This is a genomic window from Pseudomonas sp. GM55, from assembly GCF_000282395.1.
Classification (GTDB): domain Bacteria; phylum Pseudomonadota; class Gammaproteobacteria; order Pseudomonadales; family Pseudomonadaceae; genus Aquipseudomonas; species Aquipseudomonas fluorescens_CC.
Genome location: NZ_AKJJ01000077.1, coordinates 1 through 17,559, shown reverse-complemented (window position 1 = coordinate 17,559; position 17,559 = coordinate 1). Strand labels below are relative to the sequence as shown.

At 61.9% G+C, this 17,559-nt stretch carries 17 protein-coding genes; 8 read left to right on the top strand and 9 right to left on the bottom strand.

Annotated elements, in window-relative coordinates; all coding sequences use genetic code 11:
• Positions 1-118 precede the first annotated feature (118 nt).
• From PMI31_RS19860 to PMI31_RS19850, 3 genes are all read right to left on the bottom strand, one after another.
• On the bottom strand, positions 119-532 hold the full coding sequence (locus tag PMI31_RS19860; protein WP_008020102.1) for a VOC family protein: 414 nt from the start codon (positions 530-532) through the stop codon (positions 119-121).
• Positions 533-621: 89 nt separating this feature from the next.
• Positions 622-1,281, bottom strand: a complete 660-nt coding sequence (locus tag PMI31_RS19855) for a TetR/AcrR family transcriptional regulator (RefSeq protein WP_008020101.1) — start codon at positions 1,279-1,281, stop codon at positions 622-624.
• Positions 1,268-2,119, bottom strand: coding sequence for a 3-hydroxybutyryl-CoA dehydrogenase (locus tag PMI31_RS19850; protein ID WP_008020100.1), 852 nt, complete (start codon positions 2,117-2,119; stop codon positions 1,268-1,270). The genes PMI31_RS19855 and PMI31_RS19850 overlap by 14 nt, the downstream gene beginning before the upstream one ends.
• 163 nt (positions 2,120-2,282) lie before the next feature.
• Between PMI31_RS19850 and PMI31_RS19845 the strand changes: the two genes are divergently transcribed.
• Positions 2,283-3,335 (top strand): AraC family transcriptional regulator, encoded by a 1,053-nt coding sequence (locus PMI31_RS19845; protein WP_008020099.1) that lies wholly within the window; start codon positions 2,283-2,285, stop codon positions 3,333-3,335.
• Between the two features lie 45 nt (positions 3,336-3,380).
• On the opposite strand, the gene PMI31_RS19840 is transcribed toward PMI31_RS19845, so the two are convergent.
• Complete coding sequence (locus PMI31_RS19840) at positions 3,381-4,382, bottom strand: NAD(P)H-quinone oxidoreductase (RefSeq protein ID WP_008020097.1); 1,002 nt, start codon at positions 4,380-4,382, stop codon at positions 3,381-3,383.
• A gap of 1 nt (position 4,383) precedes the next feature.
• The gene (locus PMI31_RS19835) at positions 4,384-5,610 is read right to left on the bottom strand and encodes a YbfB/YjiJ family MFS transporter (RefSeq protein WP_008020096.1); all 1,227 of its coding nucleotides are present in this window, start codon (positions 5,608-5,610) and stop codon (positions 4,384-4,386) included.
• A gap of 112 nt (positions 5,611-5,722) precedes the next feature.
• Between PMI31_RS19835 and PMI31_RS19830 the strand changes: the two genes are divergently transcribed.
• Positions 5,723-6,598 (top strand): LysR family transcriptional regulator, encoded by an 876-nt coding sequence (locus PMI31_RS19830; RefSeq protein WP_008020094.1) that lies wholly within the window; start codon positions 5,723-5,725, stop codon positions 6,596-6,598.
• Positions 6,599-6,731: 133 nt separating this feature from the next.
• Here PMI31_RS19830 and PMI31_RS19825 read toward each other — a convergent pair whose 3' ends face one another.
• Together PMI31_RS19825 and PMI31_RS30820 are read right to left on the bottom strand one after the other, a co-directional pair.
• Positions 6,732-7,454 carry a pirin family protein gene (locus PMI31_RS19825; RefSeq protein ID WP_008020093.1) on the bottom strand — a complete coding sequence of 241 codons (723 nt, stop codon included), beginning with the start codon at positions 7,452-7,454 and terminating at the stop codon, positions 6,732-6,734.
• 66 nt (positions 7,455-7,520) lie between these two features.
• Entirely contained in the window at positions 7,521-7,739 is a 219-nt protein-coding gene (locus PMI31_RS30820) for a hypothetical protein (RefSeq protein ID WP_157213292.1), read from the bottom strand.
• A 39-nt stretch (positions 7,740-7,778) separates the two neighbouring features.
• Between PMI31_RS30820 and PMI31_RS19820 the strand changes: the two genes are divergently transcribed.
• Together PMI31_RS19820 and PMI31_RS19815 are read left to right on the top strand one after the other, a co-directional pair.
• Positions 7,779-8,729, top strand: coding sequence for a GlxA family transcriptional regulator (locus PMI31_RS19820; protein ID WP_008020092.1), 951 nt, complete (start codon positions 7,779-7,781; stop codon positions 8,727-8,729).
• A 152-nt stretch (positions 8,730-8,881) separates the two neighbouring features.
• A complete protein-coding gene (locus tag PMI31_RS19815; protein WP_008020091.1) occupies positions 8,882-10,366 on the top strand; it encodes an ATP-binding protein in 1,485 nt (494 codons plus the stop codon).
• Here the strand turns inward: PMI31_RS19815 and PMI31_RS19810 are convergent.
• On the bottom strand, positions 10,331-13,135 hold the full coding sequence (locus PMI31_RS19810; RefSeq protein ID WP_008020089.1) for an ATP-binding protein: 2,805 nt from the start codon (positions 13,133-13,135) through the stop codon (positions 10,331-10,333). The genes PMI31_RS19815 and PMI31_RS19810 overlap by 36 nt on opposite strands.
• A gap of 287 nt (positions 13,136-13,422) precedes the next feature.
• Here PMI31_RS19810 and PMI31_RS19805 point away from each other — a divergent pair, with 287 nt between their 5' ends.
• Both PMI31_RS19805 and PMI31_RS19800 read left to right on the top strand, forming a co-directional pair.
• Positions 13,423-13,998 carry a flavodoxin family protein gene (locus PMI31_RS19805; protein WP_008020088.1) on the top strand — a complete coding sequence of 192 codons (576 nt, stop codon included), beginning with the start codon at positions 13,423-13,425 and terminating at the stop codon, positions 13,996-13,998.
• 37 nt (positions 13,999-14,035) lie between these two features.
• Entirely contained in the window at positions 14,036-14,860 is an 825-nt protein-coding gene (locus PMI31_RS19800; RefSeq protein ID WP_008020087.1) for an alpha/beta fold hydrolase, read from the top strand.
• On the opposite strand, the gene PMI31_RS19795 is transcribed toward PMI31_RS19800, so the two are convergent.
• Positions 14,850-15,311: a helix-turn-helix domain-containing protein gene (locus PMI31_RS19795; protein ID WP_043302508.1), complete on the bottom strand. Its 462-nt coding sequence runs from the start codon at positions 15,309-15,311 to the stop codon at positions 14,850-14,852. The genes PMI31_RS19800 and PMI31_RS19795 overlap by 11 nt on opposite strands.
• Positions 15,312-15,575: 264 nt before the next feature.
• Between PMI31_RS19795 and PMI31_RS19790 the strand changes: the two genes are divergently transcribed.
• Together PMI31_RS19790 and PMI31_RS19785 are read left to right on the top strand one after the other, a co-directional pair.
• Positions 15,576-16,565, top strand: coding sequence for an MBL fold metallo-hydrolase (locus tag PMI31_RS19790; RefSeq protein WP_008020085.1), 990 nt, complete (start codon positions 15,576-15,578; stop codon positions 16,563-16,565).
• Positions 16,566-16,612: 47 nt separating this feature from the next.
• Positions 16,613-17,533 (top strand): LysR family transcriptional regulator, encoded by a 921-nt coding sequence (locus PMI31_RS19785; protein ID WP_008020084.1) that lies wholly within the window; start codon positions 16,613-16,615, stop codon positions 17,531-17,533.
• Positions 17,534-17,559: the final 26 nt, after the last annotated feature.

The following is a 17,559-nucleotide window of genomic DNA, read 5'->3' as shown; positions in this document are numbered from 1 at the left end:
AGCGAGCCCGCTCGCGAAAAACCCGAGCGCACCGCGGGGCCTCAGGTTTCCCGCGTCATCGTTGGCGTTCTTCGCGAGCAAGCTCGCTCCTACAAAAAAGTCAATCGACCAAGGTCTTTCACTGATCCTTTTCGCAATTAACCATCCACGACACACCAAAACGGTCGACCAGCATGCCGAAGCGCGCAGCCCAGAACGTGGTCTCCAGTGGCATTTGCACTGTGCCGCCGCCTGCCAGCGCCTTGAAGACCCGTTCGGCCTCGGCAATGCTGTCGACGTTGAGTGAAATCGAGCAGGCGCTCATTTTATCGACGGGGCGATCCGGTGTGGTGTCTGACCCCATGATTGCCTGATCGCCCACTATCAGGCGAGTGTGAATGATCAGGTTGTGCAGATCCTTGGGGAAATGCTCACCGGCCGGCGTTTCACCGAAGGTCAACATGGCTTCGAGCTGGCCTTGCAGGCACTGCGCATAGAACGTGAAGGCGTCTTTGCAGTCGCCGTTGAAGATAAGGTAGGGATGGATTTTCATGGTCGGCTCCAGGTGCTCAAGTACACACATCGGTTTGGACGCCGGGGTTGTCGGCGAATTCCGATTGTGTCGAGCCGACAAGCAAAGCGCTAAATCGCCGCCGGAGCCTGGATTTCTTTAGACGTTTTTTCCATAGGTCGCGCCAGGCTTATCGCCTCCGGCGCACGCCGCGGCGCAAGCACGCGTTCGATGGCGCCGCTGACCATGCTTTCCAGCAGCTCATCACGTTCCTGCTCGTCCAGCACATGGGGCGTCAGCCAGCTGGGAGCGCTGTTGAGCAGAGCGCCAATGGCATGCCCGGCGGCCAGCAGGCCTTGCTCGCTGAAACGGGATTTCACGCCCAGCATCTTCAGCAACGTGCGTTCGTATTGCTCGCGCAATTGCTCAACCCGAGCCTGCTGCTCTTCGTTCAGGCAACCGCTGTCGCGCTCCACCAGGCGGAAATGCCAAGGCATCTCCCGATGCAGGTTCAGGTGCGCGCGGATCAGGCTGTTGAGTTTGTCGCGCTTGGCCGGGGCTTTTTGCTGGATGCGCCCCAAGACGGCCAGCAGCTCCTCGTAGAACTCCTCGATCAGGTCGAGCAGCAGATGCTGTTTGCTGGGGTAATGGTGATACAGCGAGCCTGGAGAGAGCCCCAGGCACGTCGCGAGCTCACGCATGCCGACCTGGCCGAATCCCTTGCAGGCAAACAGCTCCAGGACCTTGTCCCGGTACTCGGCAAAGCGCGAGCAACGCTCAGGCATAGGCATGGAAGCCGCGCCCCGTTTTGCGCCCCAGGTAACCGGCCGCGACCATTTCCTTGAGCAGCGGCGCCGGGCGATATTTGCTGTCGTTGAAACCGTCATAGAAGGCTTCGAGGATCGACAACAGGGTATCCAGACCAATCAGGTCCGCCAGGGCCAACGGACCGATAGGCTGATTGCAACCCAGGCGCATGCCGGCGTCGATGTCTTCGGCGCTGGCCAGGCCTTCCTGGAACACCAGGATCGCTTCGTTGATCATCGGCACCAGGATCCGGTTGACCACGAAGCCCGGACGGTTGCCAGCGGTAATCGCGGTTTTGCCGAGGGTGGTCGCCATATCCAGCGCCAGTTTGTGGGTGGCGTCACTGGTTTGCAGGCCACGGATGACTTCGATCAGGCCCATCACCGGCACCGGGTTGAAGAAATGCAGGCCGATGAAGCGCTCAGGCTGGCTGACACTGGCGGCGAGTTGGGTGATCGACAGCGACGAGGTATTGGAGGCAATCACGCATTCGCTGCTGACCTGCGCGGCGATCTGCTGCAGCACACGCAGTTTCAGGTCGAGATTTTCCGTCGCCGCTTCGATGACCAGCTGCGCGTTTTGCAGGCTGCTGTAATCGGTGCTGGTGCGGATTTTGTCGAGGGTGGCCTGTTTCTGCTCCGGCGTCAGGGTTTCCTTGGCGATCTGGCGGTCAAGGTTTTTACCGACCGTTGCGACGGCTTTTTGCAAGGCGCTTTCGGAAATGTCGAGCAAGGTCACGTTGAAACCGGCCATGGCGCAGACTTGTGCGATGCCATTGCCCATGGTGCCCGCACCAATCACCCCGATATTTTGCAGATTCATGTTCCCATCCTTCGATCAAACCCTGCGATACCTTGGCCGCGAGGGCAGCCGAAGGCGTACTATTGCCGCGAGTCTAGAGCCGGCGGGGCGGTTGTCCTATGCCAAAACTGTTCAACGGCAATGATGTTTTTTGCCATTCGGGTGATGAGAGAGAAGCGAACCAATGCGGGAAAAGGACTCGGTTGCCGCCTATTTCGTGCAGGCAATGATCCATGGGCTGAGGAATGATCCGCAGCGCGTGACGGCGGTGTTGGAACAGGCGGGCATTGATCCGTCGGTCATGAACGAACCCACGGCACGGGTGCCGGCCAATGCGTTTGCCGCGTTGTGGCTGATTCAGATCCGCGAACTCGATGACGAGTTTTTCGGGCTCGATTCCCATGGCATGCCGCCGGGCAGTTTCGCCCTGATTTGCCGAGCCTTGATTCAGGAACCCGATCTGCACAAGGCCATGCGTCAGTGCCTGGCCAACTTCGGGTTGTTCCTGCGCGATTTTCGCGGCTCGCTGGCCGTACGGGGCAAGCGTGCGGTCATCAGCCTGGAAACCTGTTCGACGAACAATGATGCCAGCCGCTTTGGTGAAGAAACGTTCCTGGTGTTGATGATCAGTCTGCTGTGCTGGCTGGGCGGGCGGCGCATTCCCATAGACCGTGCGGACTTCCGCCATTCGCGCCTGTCGCTTGGCGACGACCGCCTGCTTTGGGGTCCCAACCTGACCTTTGGTGCCGAACGCACCGAAATCGAATTTGCCAGCCATTACTTGCGCCTGCCGGTGGTTCAGGATCTGGCATCGCTGAAAGTGTTCCTGCGTACCGCGCCGCAATGGCTGGTGATCCGCTTCCGTAACCAGCATGGCCTGGCATCGCAGGTTCATCAGCGCTTGCGCGGCAGTCACTACAGTGAATGGCCGACGTTGCAGGCCTTTGCCCTGGAACAGCACCTGAGCCCCAGCACCTTCCGCCGCAAACTGGAGCGTGAAGGCTGTTCCTATCAGGAGATCAAGGACGAAGTACGGCGCGGCGTGGCCTTCGAGCAATTGCGTCAGAGCGATGCGAGCATCAGCGATATCGCCGAGCGGTTGGGTTTCCAGGAACCCAGCGCCTTCCATCGGGCATTCAAGAAGTGGACCGGGGAAAGTCCGGGGCGCTACCGGGCCCGTTATCAGGGGGAGCGGGGTGCAGAAGTGGCCAACCGTCAGGAGTTCTGCGCCCCCTGAACCACCGCCGGCCCGGCCACCTGACGGGGGGCTTTCAGCAGGCCTTCAAGAGTCCACGCGCAGGACAATCTTGCCGATGTGCTCTCCCGCCTCCATCCGGGCGTGGGCCTGTGCCGCGTCGGCGAGCGGGTAAACCTGGTCGATCATCGGCAGGCAGCGTCCGGCGGTCAGCACTGGCCATAGGTGTTCGCGCAATTGGCGGGCGATGTCGGCTTTTTCTTCCCGGGTCCTGGAGCGCAGCAGGGACCCGGTGACAACGGCGCGTTTGGCCATGATCGCCAGCAAGTCGACATCCCTGGCGTGAGCACCACCGAGGAACCCGAGCATCACCAGGCGACCCTCCAGGGCCAGGGCGGCAACGTTGTTGTTGAGGTACGAGCCGCCCATGATGTCGAGGATCACGTTGACGCCCTGGCCGGCGGTTTTTTCCGCGATGACCTGCACAAAGTCCTGATCGCGATAGTTGATCGCCTCCGCGCCCAATTCGCGAATCGCCGCGCATTTTTCTTCGCTGCCGGCGGTGGCGAACGCTTCGATGCCGAGCTCGCGGCACAGCATCAACGCGGTAGTGCCGATGCCGCTGGTGCCACCGTGGATCAACACACGCTGACCCTGGTGTGCACCGCCAAGGCCGAACAGGTTGGCCCACACCGTGAAGTACGTTTCCGGGATGGCCGCCGCCTGCAACCAGTCCATGCCTTCGGGGATCGGCAGGGCCTGACTGGCCGGGACCACGCAATATTGTGCGTACCCGCCGCCATTGGTCAGGGCGCAGACCTTGTCGCCCAGCGCAAACCCGCTGACGCCCGCGCCAATCGCCACCACTTCACCGGCCACTTCCAGCCCCGGTATCGGGTTCATACCGGGTTTCAACGGGTATTTGCCGGCCCGTTGAATCGCGTCCGGGCGATTGACCCCGGCGGCGTGCACGTGGATCAGAATCTCGCCGGCCGCTGCAACGGGCACAGGCGCCTGGCGTGGTTGCAGGACGTCGGGGCCACCGGGTTCGGTGATTTCGATCAGGGTCATGGTCTGGGGCAGTGTCATTTCATATACCTGTGTTGAGTGTTAATGATTCGGGTGAACGGCTGAGCAGTCGACTGCCGAGTTCCAGCAACAGCGCTACAACAATCGCTGCGGCGGCAATCACGAACATCAAGGCATGATGGCCGCCACTGGCGTTGAACAGCGCCGAATAAGCGAACCCCGAGAGGGCCTGAAACGTAGCGAACGATACGGTGGCGCGACTCCAGGCAACCTGTTGCCGGTGATGCCCGGGGATCAGCTCATGCACCCGCGCCAATGCCAGCGGCACGATACCCGGCGGGAAGGAGCCGAGGATCACCGCCAGTAAAGCCAGCGCTGTGAACGAACTGCTGATCGATAGCAGGCCAACCGCCAATGCCTGCACCGCCAGTACTATGCGGATACCCGTTTTCGCGCCCAGTTGGTCGGCCAGAAAACCATAGCTCACCGGCCCGACAATCGCGCCCAGGCCATACATCACCCAGATCAGCGCGCCGACATGGGCCCCGGCATTGAGCCCGCGGGCGACGTAATCCACCAGGAACACCATGGCCGGCACCAGCCCGGCCGCCATGAACGCGTATTGGGCGAACAGCAGGTAAACCCTCGGGTCGGTCGGGCTCGACGGCGATGTATTCGACGGCGCTGCGGCTGCCGGGTGCGCGCCGGTTGGCCAGCCAAACCAGCTGGCAGCGGTCAGAATCAGGGCCAGCAAGCCCAGGCCGAACCAGGTTTGCTGCAAGCCAAGGCTCAGCAGCGGCGGCACGATCGTCCCCGACCCGGCAATGCCCAAGCCGATGCCCAGGAATATCGCGCCGCTGGCCAGACCTTTGCGGGCCGCCGGTACGTGGGGCAATACAGTTGCCGCCACCAGTACCATGATCGCGCCACCGGCAATCCCCGACAGCAGGCGCCAGCCGAAGAACCAGCTCACCGACAACGGAAAACCACAGGCGAAAAACGCCAGCGTCACTGCCAGCATCATCAGGCGCAGGGCGGTCTTGTTCGAGGTCCGGCGTGCCAGTGGATGGCCGATCAGTGCGCCGATCAGGTAACCCACCAGATTGGCGGCACCGAGGTACACCACATCGCGGGCGGAAAACCACTGAGCCTGGATCAGCGAAGGAATCAACGGTGTGTAGGCGAAACGCGCCAGGCCGATGCTGACCAGGCTGGCGCAGAGGCCGGCGAAGATCGGCAGCCAGATCGCGCTGCGTGCAGCGGTAACGGGAGGTGATGAACTGTGCATGTGCATTGCCCTGTGGGGTCACTCAGGCTTTCAGCATATCGAGATTTTTCGAAGCATTAATGCAGCGATTACGCGCTATGCTGATGCGTATTTGCATCACTAGGAGAGCTTTATGAATTGGGATGACGCCCGGGTATTTCTCGCGGTTTGCCGCGAATCCACGTTGCGCGGCGCGGCGCGGGTGTTGGGAGTCGATCAGGCCACGGTCGGCCGGCGCATCACGGCGTTGGAGAAGTCATTGAGTGCGACCTTGTTCCTGCGCACCTCCGAAGGTTACGCGTTGACGGCTGTCGGCGAAGCGGCGCTCAAGGCGGTGGAGAAAATGGAACATTCGGCCCTGGAGCTGGAGCGCCAGATCCAGGGCCTGGACGATCGCTTGAGCGGCACGGTTCGCGTCAGCACCACCGATACCCTGGCGATTGATTTCCTGATCCCGGCGATTGCCCGCCTGCATCGACTACATCCGGATGTACGGGTGCAACTGGATGCCACCACACAGATTCTCAGCCTGGCCAAGCGTGAGGCGGACATCGCCGTGCGTAACACCCGACCGGACAACCCGGACCTGATCGCCCGGCGCATCGCGCGCTGGCCGGTGGGGCTGTTTGCCTCGCAAGCCTATGTCGATGCCCACGGCGTGCCGGAGCCAGGCTCGGCGTTCGCCGGGCATGATCTGGTGGTGTATCAACCGTACTTGCAGGGCAACAAAGACCTGACGCTTATCTCGGAACCGGTGGCGCGCGGGCGGATTGTCGCGAGCCTCAGTTCCAGCTTGCTGGTGCGCCGTTCGATTGCGGCGGGGATCGGGGTCGGGGAGGTTCCGGTGTACCTGGGGGAGCGGGAAGGTCTGGTCAGGCTGTGGCCGGAACGCACACGACCGTTGCCCTATGACATCTGGCTGGTGACCCACGCGGACCTGCGGCATACGGCCAGGGTCCGGGCGGTGATTGATGAAATTGTCGCGGGGTTCGCCGGGACCGGCGAATAAATCCGGGGGCCACACAACCTGTAGGAGCGGGCTTGCTCCGGGCGGCGATCCGACGAAGGCGGTGGTTCATCCAACAAAGAAGCTGAATGTGAAACCGCCATCGCGAGCAGGCTCGCTCCTACAGAGGGATGGGTCATGGCATTTCCGGCAGTTCCTGTGGGCGCAGGTCGAAGACCAGCACTTCAGCGTCCACGCCGTTGCTCAAGGTCAGCGCCTGTTCTTCGCGGACCCGCACACCGTCGCCTTCCTGCAACAACACGCCGTTGAGTTCGACGCTGCCCCGGGCCACGTGTACATAGGCGTAGCGGTTGGCGGCGAGCTCCAGGGTGGCGCTTTCCTTGCCGTCGATCAGGCCGGCATACACCCGTGCATCCTGACGCACCTTCAGTGAACCCTTGGCACCGTCCGGCGAGATGATCAGTTGCAGGCGCCCGCGTTTCTTCTGGGTGCTGAAGTGCTCTTGCTGATAGCGCGGTTTGGCGCCGCTGACGTCGGGCACGATCCAGATCTGCAGAAAGTGCACCGGCCGGGTGCTGGAGTGGTTGAACTCACTGTGGGCCACGCCGCTGCCTGCGCTCATCAGTTGCACGTCGCCGGGGCGGATCACCGAACCGGTGCCCAGGGTGTCCTTGTGTTCCAGGGCACCTTCGAGCACGTAGGAGAAAATCTCCATGTCGCGGTGCGGGTGTTGGCCGAAGCCTTTGCCGGCGGCGACGCGATCGTCGTTGATCACCAACAGGTCAGAAAAACCCTGCTCTTTCGGGTTGCGATAGTTGGCGAAGGAAAAGGTATGGAACGACTTCAACCAGCCGTGATTGGCCAGGCCACGATCCGAGGCTTTGCGAAGAGTCAGCATGATGAAATCTCCTGTTGGGACGTGAATTCGTCCGACTGAGGAGAAGGTTAATGTTTAACGGTTGGTTCAATAAGTAGATAAAAATTGAAATACTGTCTCGATCAGGTTGACAGTTGTTTGTAAAATGAGCCACCGGTGTTTGAGGCATAATCTGCCATAACTCACGGCAACCAAACCTGTGGGAGCGGGCTTGCCCGCGATGACGGACTTCCAGTTGACATTGATGTTGGCTGACACACTGCTATCGCGGGCAAGCCCGCTCCCACAGGTTTCAATGTCGATCAATGTTTCCACCTTTGATCCCAGTCCAGTGAATTCCAATCCATGAAAACCGTGGCAATGGTGCTGTTTCCCGACTTTCTCCTGCTCGACATGGCCGGGCCCATGGAAGTGTTTTCCATCGCCAATCGTTATCTGAAACCCGAAGATCACTATGTGCTGTCGACCATCGGCACCGAGCCCGGCGCACTGCGGGCGTCCAACGGGGTGAGCGTGCACGCCGACCGGCATATCGATCAGGCCTGCGAGGGTTTTGATTTGCTGCTGGTACCCGGTGGCCCCGGTGCCTACAACGAAAAGCATCCGCCATTGCTCGACTGGCTCAGACACAACGTCAGCCGGTCTGCCGGTTATGGTTCCATCTGCACCGGGGCGTTCGTGTTGGGGCATGCCGGTTTGCTCGATGGCTATCGCGTCACCACCCACTGGCACTACACCGAGCGGCTGATCAAGGCCTTTCCGAAAGCGACTGTCGAGACCGATCAGATCTTTGTTCAGGACCGCAGCCTGATCACCTCCGGCGGCGTGACTGCCGGGATCGACCTGGCGTTGTCGGTGGTGGCGCAGGACCACGGCAAGAAGGTTGCCCAGGACGTGGCCAAGGTGTTGCTGGTGGTGATGAAGCGCCAGGGCGGGCAGGCGCAGTTCAGCCCGTTGATGGCAGCGGTGGCGCCCCACGAAACGGCGATAACCCGCGTGCAGAACCACGTGCTTGAACACCTTGATGAAACCTTCAGCATCGAGTCCATGGCCGGGCTGGCCAACATGAGCCCGCGTCATTTCGCCAGGGTGTTCGCCCGGGATGTGAACATGACGCCCATGGAGTTTCTGCAAAGCGCGCGCATCGATTGCGCCAGGAACCTGCTGGAAACCACGGAGTTGCCGCTCAAGACCGTGGCGTTCAAAAGCGGCTTCGGCAGCGTGCGGCACATGCGTTTTCTGTTCAGTGAAAAACTTGGCCTGACCCCGACTCAATACCGCGAGCAGTTCAGCTAGCCGGCGCGTGTCCGTCGTGCGCACCGCAATGGCCGTGACGCTCCCCCCGTGACAGTTGTTCGGTCACCGAGGCCTGCCAAGATACCGGTGAACTCATTGCAAGGAAGGTGAGGAGACTGGATGGACGTCAGGTTTCCAGCGGGTGACAGCCCATGAACAGCCTCAGAGATGTAAACAGCGAAGCGGTGCTGCGATTTGGTCCCTATGCCTTCTACCTCAGTCAACGACTGGTGCTGGACGGAGATCGACCGCTGCGCCTGGGCGGCCGTGCCCTTGATGTGCTGCAGGTACTGGTCGAACACGCGGGTTCGGTGGTCAGCAAGGAGGAGTTGATTGCGCAAGTCTGGCCGCGCTCGGTGGTCGAAGAGATCAACCTGCGCGTGCACATTGCTGCCCTGCGCCGTGCCTTGGGCGACGGGCAGAACGGCCAGTGCTACATCGTCAACATTCCCCAGCGTGGCTACAGTTTTGTCGCCCCGGTGCTGCACTCGCCAGAGCCCGTATCGTTCCCGAGCGAGACCGTACAAAAGCCCCTGCACAACTTGCCGGCACGGCTCACGTCGATCACCGGGCGCGATGCCGTTGTCGGCAGCCTGGTGCGGCAATTGCCGGTGCGGCGATTCATGACCCTTTCCGGGCCTTGCGGGATCGGCAAGACCACCGTGGCCCTGCGTGTGGCCGAACTGTTGTTGCAGCATTATCGGCACGGCGTGTGGCTGGTGGATCTGGCGGCGATCGATGACCCGGCGCAAGTGACCGACTACCTCACACGAACCCTTGAACTGAAGGTCGGCACCACGCTGGAAACGCTGTCGCAGCGGCACGCCCTGTTGGTCCTGGACAATTGCGAACACCTGCTTGAACGCTGCCGGACGCTGATCGAGACTCTGCTGCATTCGATGCCTCGACTGTCGATCCTCGCTAGCAGCCGCGAGCCGCTCAAGGCGGCGGGCGAAATCGTATTTCGTCTGCCACCGCTGGCGGTGCCGCCGGCATCGGCGCTGCGCAGCGTTGCCGAGGTCATGGGCTATTCGGCGGTGCAGTTGTTTGTCAGCCGTGCCCGGGCCCGTCAGCAAGGCTTCACCCTGCGCGAACAAGACCTCAAGGTCGTGCGCGAAATCTGCCGGCGCCTGGATGGCCTGCCATTGGCGATTGAACTGGCCGCGGCGCAGATCGATGCGTTGGCGCTGGTGGGGGTGCAGGCCCAACTCGACAACTGTTTTCAGTTGCTGGCCCAGGGTCGTCGCACGGCCGTTCCCCGGCATCAGACCCTCAAGGCCGCATTGGACTGGAGCTACGAACGGTTGACTGCAGTAGAGCAAACCGTATTGCAGCGCCTGGCGGTGTTCAAAATGGCGTTTACCCAGGACGCAGCGATTGGCGTGATCTGTTGCGACAGACTGCCCGCCGCCGACCTGATCAAGGTGCTGGAAAGCCTGGCATTCAAATCACTGCTGTCCCGGGAGCAGGGAGGGGGAGTGACCCGTTATCGCTTCCTCAACACCACCCGCACCTACGCACTGGAAAAACTCGAACTCAGTGGTGAGGTGCGCACCCTCGAAGTGCGTTATGCCGGTTACATCAGGCAAATGCGTTGGCCTTCAGGCGGGCAGGTGGCATTGCAACTCGTCGAGTAGCCGGCGAACCGTCATCAGGTCCGGGGTGGCAAAACCTTCGGTGAAGCGCTGGTAGACCGGTGCCAGCAATTGATACGCCCGTTGGGGGTGGCCCTGACGCTGCCACAACTGCGCCAGTGAGGTGGCGCTGCGCAGCTCCCAGGCCAGGGCACCCTGGGCCTTTGCCACGTCGAGTGCCTTGAGCAGTACCGTTTCGGCCGTCGCGGCCTTGACTGGACAATCCGTTGCCAGCAACGTCCTGGCCCTGGCTCGCAGAATCTCTGCCGTGCTCCAGCCCGAGGCACCGTTTTGCGCGCGTTCGAGCAAATCATCGTCGACGCAGGTCGAATCCAGCGTGACCATGATGTCTTTGATCAAACCGACACTTTGGCGGCCGGTTGGCCGAATATCGGTGCCGCCGATCACCTGCGCGTAGTGTTGCGCCCAGTTGTAAAACAGAGGAACCGAATGCTTCTGCGCCTGTTCCAGCAGCAGGCGCAGGAGTTCGCGGGCACTGCGGGTGTCGCCGTTGTAGTAGGCGATCAGGCAGCCGGAGAGCGCCAGGGTGTAGCAGATCGACGTGCCGTGGTTGATTTGCAGTGCGATGTCCAGCGCCTGCCGGGCCGTGCGCCAGGCCTGTTCCGGTTGGCCTTGCAGCCAGAGGATGCGCGCGTGGATGGTCAGTGCCGCGACGCTCTGGTCGTATTGCACGCCGAAACCATGGGTGAAACGGTTAAGGTGGCCGCTGTGGGCCATGCGTTGCAGCACCTGTTCGGCATGCTCCCGAGCTTGATGCTGGTCGCCGGAGAAGTGCAGGGCCAGCACGCGCAATCGGTGCGTGCTCAGGGCCATCAGGGCGTCGTCATGCAGCCCGAGCTGATCGAATTGTCGGCTCTGCTCCAGGGCCATCTGGTAATGACCGCAGCTGAGATTGACGGCCAGGTGCCCGGAAATCGCCCGCAGCTGACCGGCCACGTCGTCAAGTTGTCTGGCCAGGGCTCTGGCGCTGACAAAGGCACCAACGGTTTCGGCGCTGCCACCCTGAGCGTGGTAACAGGCACTGCCCAGGGCCAGCTTGAGGGCCATCTTCAAGCGCGGGCAAGGCTCGAGTGACTGATCGAGCAAGGCCAGCGCCTTGCGCACATAACCGCCATGTTCCTTGAGCAGTGACAGCTCCTGCCACAAGGGGGTGGACGTCGCGGCCAGGCGGATCGCCAGGGCCCTTGGCCCTTGTGCGTGCAAACCCCAGTCGAGGGCTGCGCGGATATCCTCCAGGGCGCGGCCATAGCGCTCGATCCACAGGCCGGTCGAGGTTTTCTCCCAGTCGTCCTGCGCCTGTTGCATCAGCGCCAGGCAGCGCTCGGCGTGCCGTACCCGCGTGCCGGGCAGGTCGGTGGTTTGCGTGAGTTTTTCCAGGGCGTAGTGGCGGGTGGTATCGAGCAAGCGGTAGTACACGTCTTCGTCGCCCACCTCCACGTTCAATAACGACTTGGCGACCAATTGCGTGATTGAACCGAACACCTCGCGGGGTTCGATGTGTTCGCCGACAATCACCGCCGCTGCCGACTCCAGGGTGAAGCCACCGCGAAACACACTCAGTCGGCGCAGGCAGGTCTTTTCGCAGGCGTTGAGCAGTTCGAAGCTCCAGTCCAACGTTGCGCGCAAGGTCTGATGGCGCGCCAGGGGTGACTGGCAGGGCTGGGTCAGCACCCGGAAACTGCTTTGCAACTGCGCCAGCAAGCCGTGCAATCCGAAGTTGCCCACTTGCGCCGCCGCCAGTTCGATGGCCAGTGGAATGCCGTCCAGTCGTTGGCAGATGTCGATCAACAGCGGCAGCTCGGCGTCCGTCAGTTCAAAGTTGTCATGGCTGGCCATGGCCCGTTCGACGAACAGTTGCACGGCGGAAAAGGTCATGGCCTGGGCGCGGTCGAGGACGGCGATGGGCGGCGGGCAGTCGAGTGATTCCAGACGCTGGACGAATTCCCCTTCGGCCCGCAGGCTCTCGCGGCTGGTGGCGAGAATATGCACTTGCGGCGCACTGCGCAGAATGTTTTCGCAGAGCTGGGCCATGGCGTCGACCAGGTGTTCGCAGTTGTCGATAACCAGCAGCATGTGGCGATCGCGCAGATGGTCTGCAAGCCCGCTCAGGGGGTCATCGTCGTGCAGGGCCAGTTCGAGCAACGTCGCCAGATGGCCGTCGATCATCAGCGGGCAGTTGATCGGGGCCAGGTCCAGCAGGCGAATGCCGTCCCGGTAGCGACCGATCATCTGTTCGGCGACCCGCAGGGCCACGGTGGTCTTGCCGATGCCGCCGGGACCGACGAGGGTGATGAAGCGCTGGCGTGGCAGTTGTTCCACCAGATGGTCGACCAGCGTCTGCCGGCCGATCATGCGCGTACGGCGCACGGGCAGGTTATGCCGGCTCGGCGCACAGGGCACGGCTGCCGGCGCTTGCCCAGTCTGTTCCAGTGAGTACGGTGCAACGAAACTGTACCCGCGCTGGGCCACGGTGACGATGTAGCGCTGGCCGGCCTGGCCGTCGCCGAGCGCCTTGCGCAACGCGGCCATGTGCACCCGCAGGTTGATGTCTTCGACCACGCTGTTGGGCCAGACCCGCGCGATCAGTAGTTGCTTGCTGACCACGTTGCCGGCGTGTTCCAGCAGGATCAACAGGATGTCCATGGCGCGTCGGCCCAGGCGCAAGGGCTGGTCAGCCTCCATTACCAGGCGTTGTCCGGGGTAGACCCGGTAAGGGCCGAAACGTACAGCCTGTTCGGGGGAAAGGGTCAACGAGTTGCTCCTGCTGCATCCATCTAGTACGCGGTTTTCGAGCATATTCCTCAAGTTTTTTAGCCAGCGCAATGCGCCGCCCGGGTGACTGTTGGGTGCAGGCGATGACTCTAGCGTATCGGCCAGGGGCCGTCAGCCCGGTGATCATTGGGCGCGACAGATGGACAGCGATGGCCGGGGCTTTTTGCGCGCCATGGAAAATTAACAACGTTTAACTCGTCCTGCGTCCGTTCTGCACCCAAAACTCTCTACCTGTAATGGATTCAACTCATCTCAAGGACAAACCAATGAGCAACGTGGTGGTGGTCTATCACAGTGGCTACGGGCACACCCGGGTCATGGCCGAAGCCGTGGCCCGGGGCGTGGAACGGCACCTGGGCAGCACCTGCCAGTTGATTCCGGTCGAGGCAGTGGACGAGCACTGGGAGCGCCTGCACAACGCCGATGCCATTATCTTCGGCGCGCCGACCTACATGGGCAGCGCCTCGGCGGCCTTCAAGGCGTTCATGGAGGCCACGGCGGCGTTCTACCTGGCCCAGCCCTGGCGCGACAAACTCGCCGCGGGCTTCACCAATTCCGGCTGCCTGTGCGGCGACAAACTCAACACCTTGCTGCAGATGGCGGTGTTCGCTGCCCAGCACTCGATGATCTGGGTCGGCCTCGACCTGCTGCCGGCGCGCTCCAGCACTGGCGCGTTCAACGGCCAACTCAATCGCTTGGGCAGCTCACTGGGCGCGATGGCTCAGTCGAATGTCGAGCAATCCCCCGACGATGCCCCTCCGCCCGAGGATCGCTGCACCGCCGCGCACCTGGGCGAGCGTGTGGCGCGCCTGGCGGATCGCATGAAGCAACTACCGGTTTGATTCACCCCCCCCACCCCTCGTTAAGGAGGCATCACCCATGAGCACCTTTACTACCCGCGACGGCGTCGAGATTTACTACAAGGACTGGGGCACCGGTCAGCCGATTGTCTTCAGTCACGGCTGGCCATTGAACGCTGACAGCTGGGAATCGCAGATGATCTTCCTGGCCTCCAAGGGCTACCGGGTCATCGCCCACGACCGTCGCGGTCATGGGCGTTCCAGCCAGCCGTGGTCGGGTAATGATATGGACCATTACGCCGACGATCTGGCGCAGTTGATCGAACTGCTCGATCTGCAGGACGCCGTGCTGTTCGGCTTCTCCACCGGCGGTGGCGAGGTGGCTCGATACATCGGTCGCCACGGCACCGGCCGCGTGGCCAAGGCCGGGCTGATTTCCGCCGTGCCGCCGCTGATGCTCAAGACCGAAACCAATCCGGGTGGCCTGCCGCTGGAGGTGTTCGACGGCATCCGCCAGGCTTCGCTGGTCGATCGCTCGCAGCTGTACATCGACCTCGCCAGCGGCCCGTTCTTCGGCTTCAACAAACCTGACGCTAAACCGTCCCAAGGCATGATCGACTGGTTCTGGATGCAGGGCATGATGGCCGGCCACAAGAATGCCTACGACTGCATCAAGGCGTTCTCGGAAACCGACTTCACCGAAGACCTGAAGAAGTTCGACGTACCGACGCTGGTGGTGCATGGCGATGCGGATCAGGTCGTGCCGTACGAGGCGGCGGGCGTCTCCAGCGCGAAACTGGTGAAGGGCTCGACCTTGAAGATTTACCCGGGCGCCCCTCACGGCTTGACGGACACCCATAAAGATCAGCTCAACGCGGATCTGTTGGCGTTCCTCAAGGGGTGATACCCGACTGAAAGATCGCAGGCGCAGCCTGCGATCTTTTGCCACTCAACGTGGTGCCGCGGACAAACTGACAGCGCCAGGCAAACGGGTTGATGCCTTCGCTGCGGGTGAAAATGTGGCAGAAGTGCGCCTGATCGCAGAAACCGCATTCGAGGCTGATCTGCGTAAGGCTCATGTCGGTGTACTGGATCAATTGCTTGGCCAGGGTGATGCGTTGCTGGCGTATCCAGTCCTGCGGCGAGAAGCCGGTGCTGCACTTGAAAGCGCGGGAGAAGTGACTGCGCGAGAGGGCGCAGGCCTGTGCCAGTTCGGTGACTTCAAGGCTGTCACCGAGGCGTTCGAGGATCAGTTGTTTAACCAGTTTTTCGCGCTGCGGGCTGAGGCCGCCGGTGCTGGTCTTGCGAGGTTCGCTGGCATGTGCGCGGGCGGTGGTGTGCTGTGGGTAAGCCATGGCCATTGTCCGGTCGGGGGAGGAAAAGCACTGGCGCCCGGTTTGAGCGATCAGCACCGTCACTCTGGAAAAAAACAGTTCTGCGCTGAGGGCTTCATTGTTGGAGTTGTCCTCAGTGTCTGACGAGTTAAACGTTGTTAATTCCATCCCCGAAGGCGTGAACACAGCACAACGCTGCAAGTGTGAGCAATGGCGATGGGCACAAGATGCGCAGCAGGGAGCGGGCCATCACGGACCGCCGGTTGGCTTGAAAAAGGTGAACAGATGAAACGGACATGGCAGGGAACGCTGGGGGCCATTGGCCTGGTTCTGATATCCGCCAGCGCGCTGGCCCAGGCGCCCGCGCAGGTGGGCACGCAAGTACCCGGTTACTTCCGGCTGGCGCTGGGGGATTACGAGGTGACGGCGTTGTTCGACGGCTACAACGACTTGTCGCCGAAGCTGCTGCAAGGCATGAGCCAGAGCCAGATCCGCGCTCTGCTGGCCCGTCGTTCGATTGAAACCCCGGGTGTGCAGACCGCCTTCAACGCGTTTCTGGTCAACACCGGTAAACAGCTTGTGCTGATTGATACCGGGGCAGGGCAGTGCATCGGTTCTACTGCCGGCCAGCTCCCGGCCAACCTGCAAGCGGCCGGCTACAAACCGGAGCAGGTGGACGCCATCCTGATCACTCACCTGCACCTGGATCACGTCTGCGGTCTGGTGGACGGCCAGCAGCAACCGGTGTTCGCCAATGCCACGGTGTATGCGGCCAAGGCCGAAGCCGACTACTGGCTCGACCCGCAGGCATTGGCCAAGGCGCCGGAAGCGGCCAAGGGCTACTTCAAAATCGCCCAGGATTCCACTGCCCCTTACGTTGCCGCCGGCCGGTTCAAGACCTTCACCCCCGGTCAGTCACCACTGCCGGGTGTGGTCGAGGCGCAACTGGAAGCCGGGCACACGCCGGGCAGCACCACCTACCGTTTCACCTCCCAAGGGCAAAGCATCCTGTTCATGGGGGACCTGGTGCACAACCTCGCCGTGCAGTTCCTGCACCCTGAGGTATCGATCGGTTTCGACGTCAATAGCCAACAGGCGATCAACAGTCGCAACCAGGTGTTCAGTGCCGCTGCCGCCAGCAAGACCTGGGTGACGGCTGCGCATTTGCCGTTCCCCGGCATCGGTCATATCACCGCCGAAGGCAAGCATTTCGAGTGGGTGCCGGTGGAATACGGGCCGTACAAACGAGCGGCAAACGTGCCGTTGATCGAGTAAAGTCCACCGCACTCGCGCCTGGCCGAACAAACAAGGAACCCGTGCCTATGAACCGTAACGATCTGCGTCGCGTCGACATGAACCTGCTGGTGATTTTCGAAGCTCTGATGTTCGAAAAGAACCTGACCCGCGTTGCGGAAAAACTGTTCATGGGGCAACCGGCGGTGAGTGCCGCGCTGGGGCGTTTGCGCGATCTGTTCGACGACCCGTTGCTGCTGCGCAACGGTCGCGGCATGGAACCGACGGCGCGCGCGTTGGCGATTCTCAAGGAATTGCAGCCGGCGATGGACACCATTTCCGGCGCGGTCAGCCGGGCCAGGGAATTCGATCCGGCGACCAGTTGCGATGTGTTTCGCATCGGGCTGTCGGACGATGCCGAGTTCGGCCTGTTTCCACCGTTGTTGCGCCAGTTGCAAGAGGAAGCACCGGGCATCGTCGTGGTCGTGCGGCGGGCCAATTATCTGTTGATGCCGGCGCTGCTGGCGTCGGGGGAAATTTCGGTGGGCGTGAGCTACACCACGGATCTGCCGGCCAATGCCAAGCGCAAGAAGCTGCGTGATATTCCCTGCAAAGTGCTGCGCGGCGATACCCGGCCGGGGACGCTGACCCTGGACGAGTACTGTGAGCGGCCCCATGCGATGGTGTCGTTCTCGGGGGACTTGAGTGGCAATATCGATCTGGATCTGGCGAAGGTCGGGCGTAGTCGTCGCGTGGTGCTGGGGGTGCCGCAGTTCAGTGGGTTGCGGGCGTTGCTCGCGGGCACCGAGATGATTGCCACGGTGCCGGATTATGCGGCGTGTGCGTTGGTGGAGGGGTGTGGGTTGCGGGCTGAGGATCCGCCGTTCGAGATCGAGGCGGCGCAGTTGTCGATGGCCTGGAGCGGGGTGCATGACAATGATCCGGCGGAGCGGTGGTTGCGGGCGCGGATCAGTCAGTTCATGTCTTTGGCTTTGGATATTCCCTCCTGACTGCGTACATATCCGTTTCTTCGGTA

What these genes read in the sequence shown, in the direction of transcription:
- PMI31_RS19830 (WP_008020094.1), top strand. Translation starts at nt 5,723, where the DNA reads ATGAATTGGGATGACGCCCGGGTATTTCTCGCGGTTTGCCGCGAATCC.
- PMI31_RS19795 (WP_043302508.1), bottom strand. Translation starts at nt 15,311, where the DNA reads ATGGCTTACCCACAGCACACCACCGCCCGCGCACATGCCAGCGAACCT.
- PMI31_RS19790 (WP_008020085.1), top strand. Translation starts at nt 15,576, where the DNA reads ATGAAACGGACATGGCAGGGAACGCTGGGGGCCATTGGCCTGGTTCTG.
- PMI31_RS19855 (WP_008020101.1), bottom strand. Translation starts at nt 1,281, where the DNA reads ATGCCTATGCCTGAGCGTTGCTCGCGCTTTGCCGAGTACCGGGACAAG.
- PMI31_RS19815 (WP_008020091.1), top strand. Translation starts at nt 8,882, where the DNA reads ATGAACAGCCTCAGAGATGTAAACAGCGAAGCGGTGCTGCGATTTGGT.
- PMI31_RS19840 (WP_008020097.1), bottom strand. Translation starts at nt 4,382, where the DNA reads ATGACACTGCCCCAGACCATGACCCTGATCGAAATCACCGAACCCGGT.
- PMI31_RS19785 (WP_008020084.1), top strand. Translation starts at nt 16,613, where the DNA reads ATGAACCGTAACGATCTGCGTCGCGTCGACATGAACCTGCTGGTGATT.
- PMI31_RS19860 (WP_008020102.1), bottom strand. Translation starts at nt 532, where the DNA reads ATGAAAATCCATCCCTACCTTATCTTCAACGGCGACTGCAAAGACGCC.
- PMI31_RS19800 (WP_008020087.1), top strand. Translation starts at nt 14,036, where the DNA reads ATGAGCACCTTTACTACCCGCGACGGCGTCGAGATTTACTACAAGGAC.
- PMI31_RS19805 (WP_008020088.1), top strand. Translation starts at nt 13,423, where the DNA reads ATGAGCAACGTGGTGGTGGTCTATCACAGTGGCTACGGGCACACCCGG.
- PMI31_RS19820 (WP_008020092.1), top strand. Translation starts at nt 7,779, where the DNA reads ATGAAAACCGTGGCAATGGTGCTGTTTCCCGACTTTCTCCTGCTCGAC.
- PMI31_RS19850 (WP_008020100.1), bottom strand. Translation starts at nt 2,119, where the DNA reads ATGAATCTGCAAAATATCGGGGTGATTGGTGCGGGCACCATGGGCAAT.
- PMI31_RS19845 (WP_008020099.1), top strand. Translation starts at nt 2,283, where the DNA reads ATGCGGGAAAAGGACTCGGTTGCCGCCTATTTCGTGCAGGCAATGATC.
- PMI31_RS19825 (WP_008020093.1), bottom strand. Translation starts at nt 7,454, where the DNA reads ATGCTGACTCTTCGCAAAGCCTCGGATCGTGGCCTGGCCAATCACGGC.
- PMI31_RS19835 (WP_008020096.1), bottom strand. Translation starts at nt 5,610, where the DNA reads ATGCACAGTTCATCACCTCCCGTTACCGCTGCACGCAGCGCGATCTGG.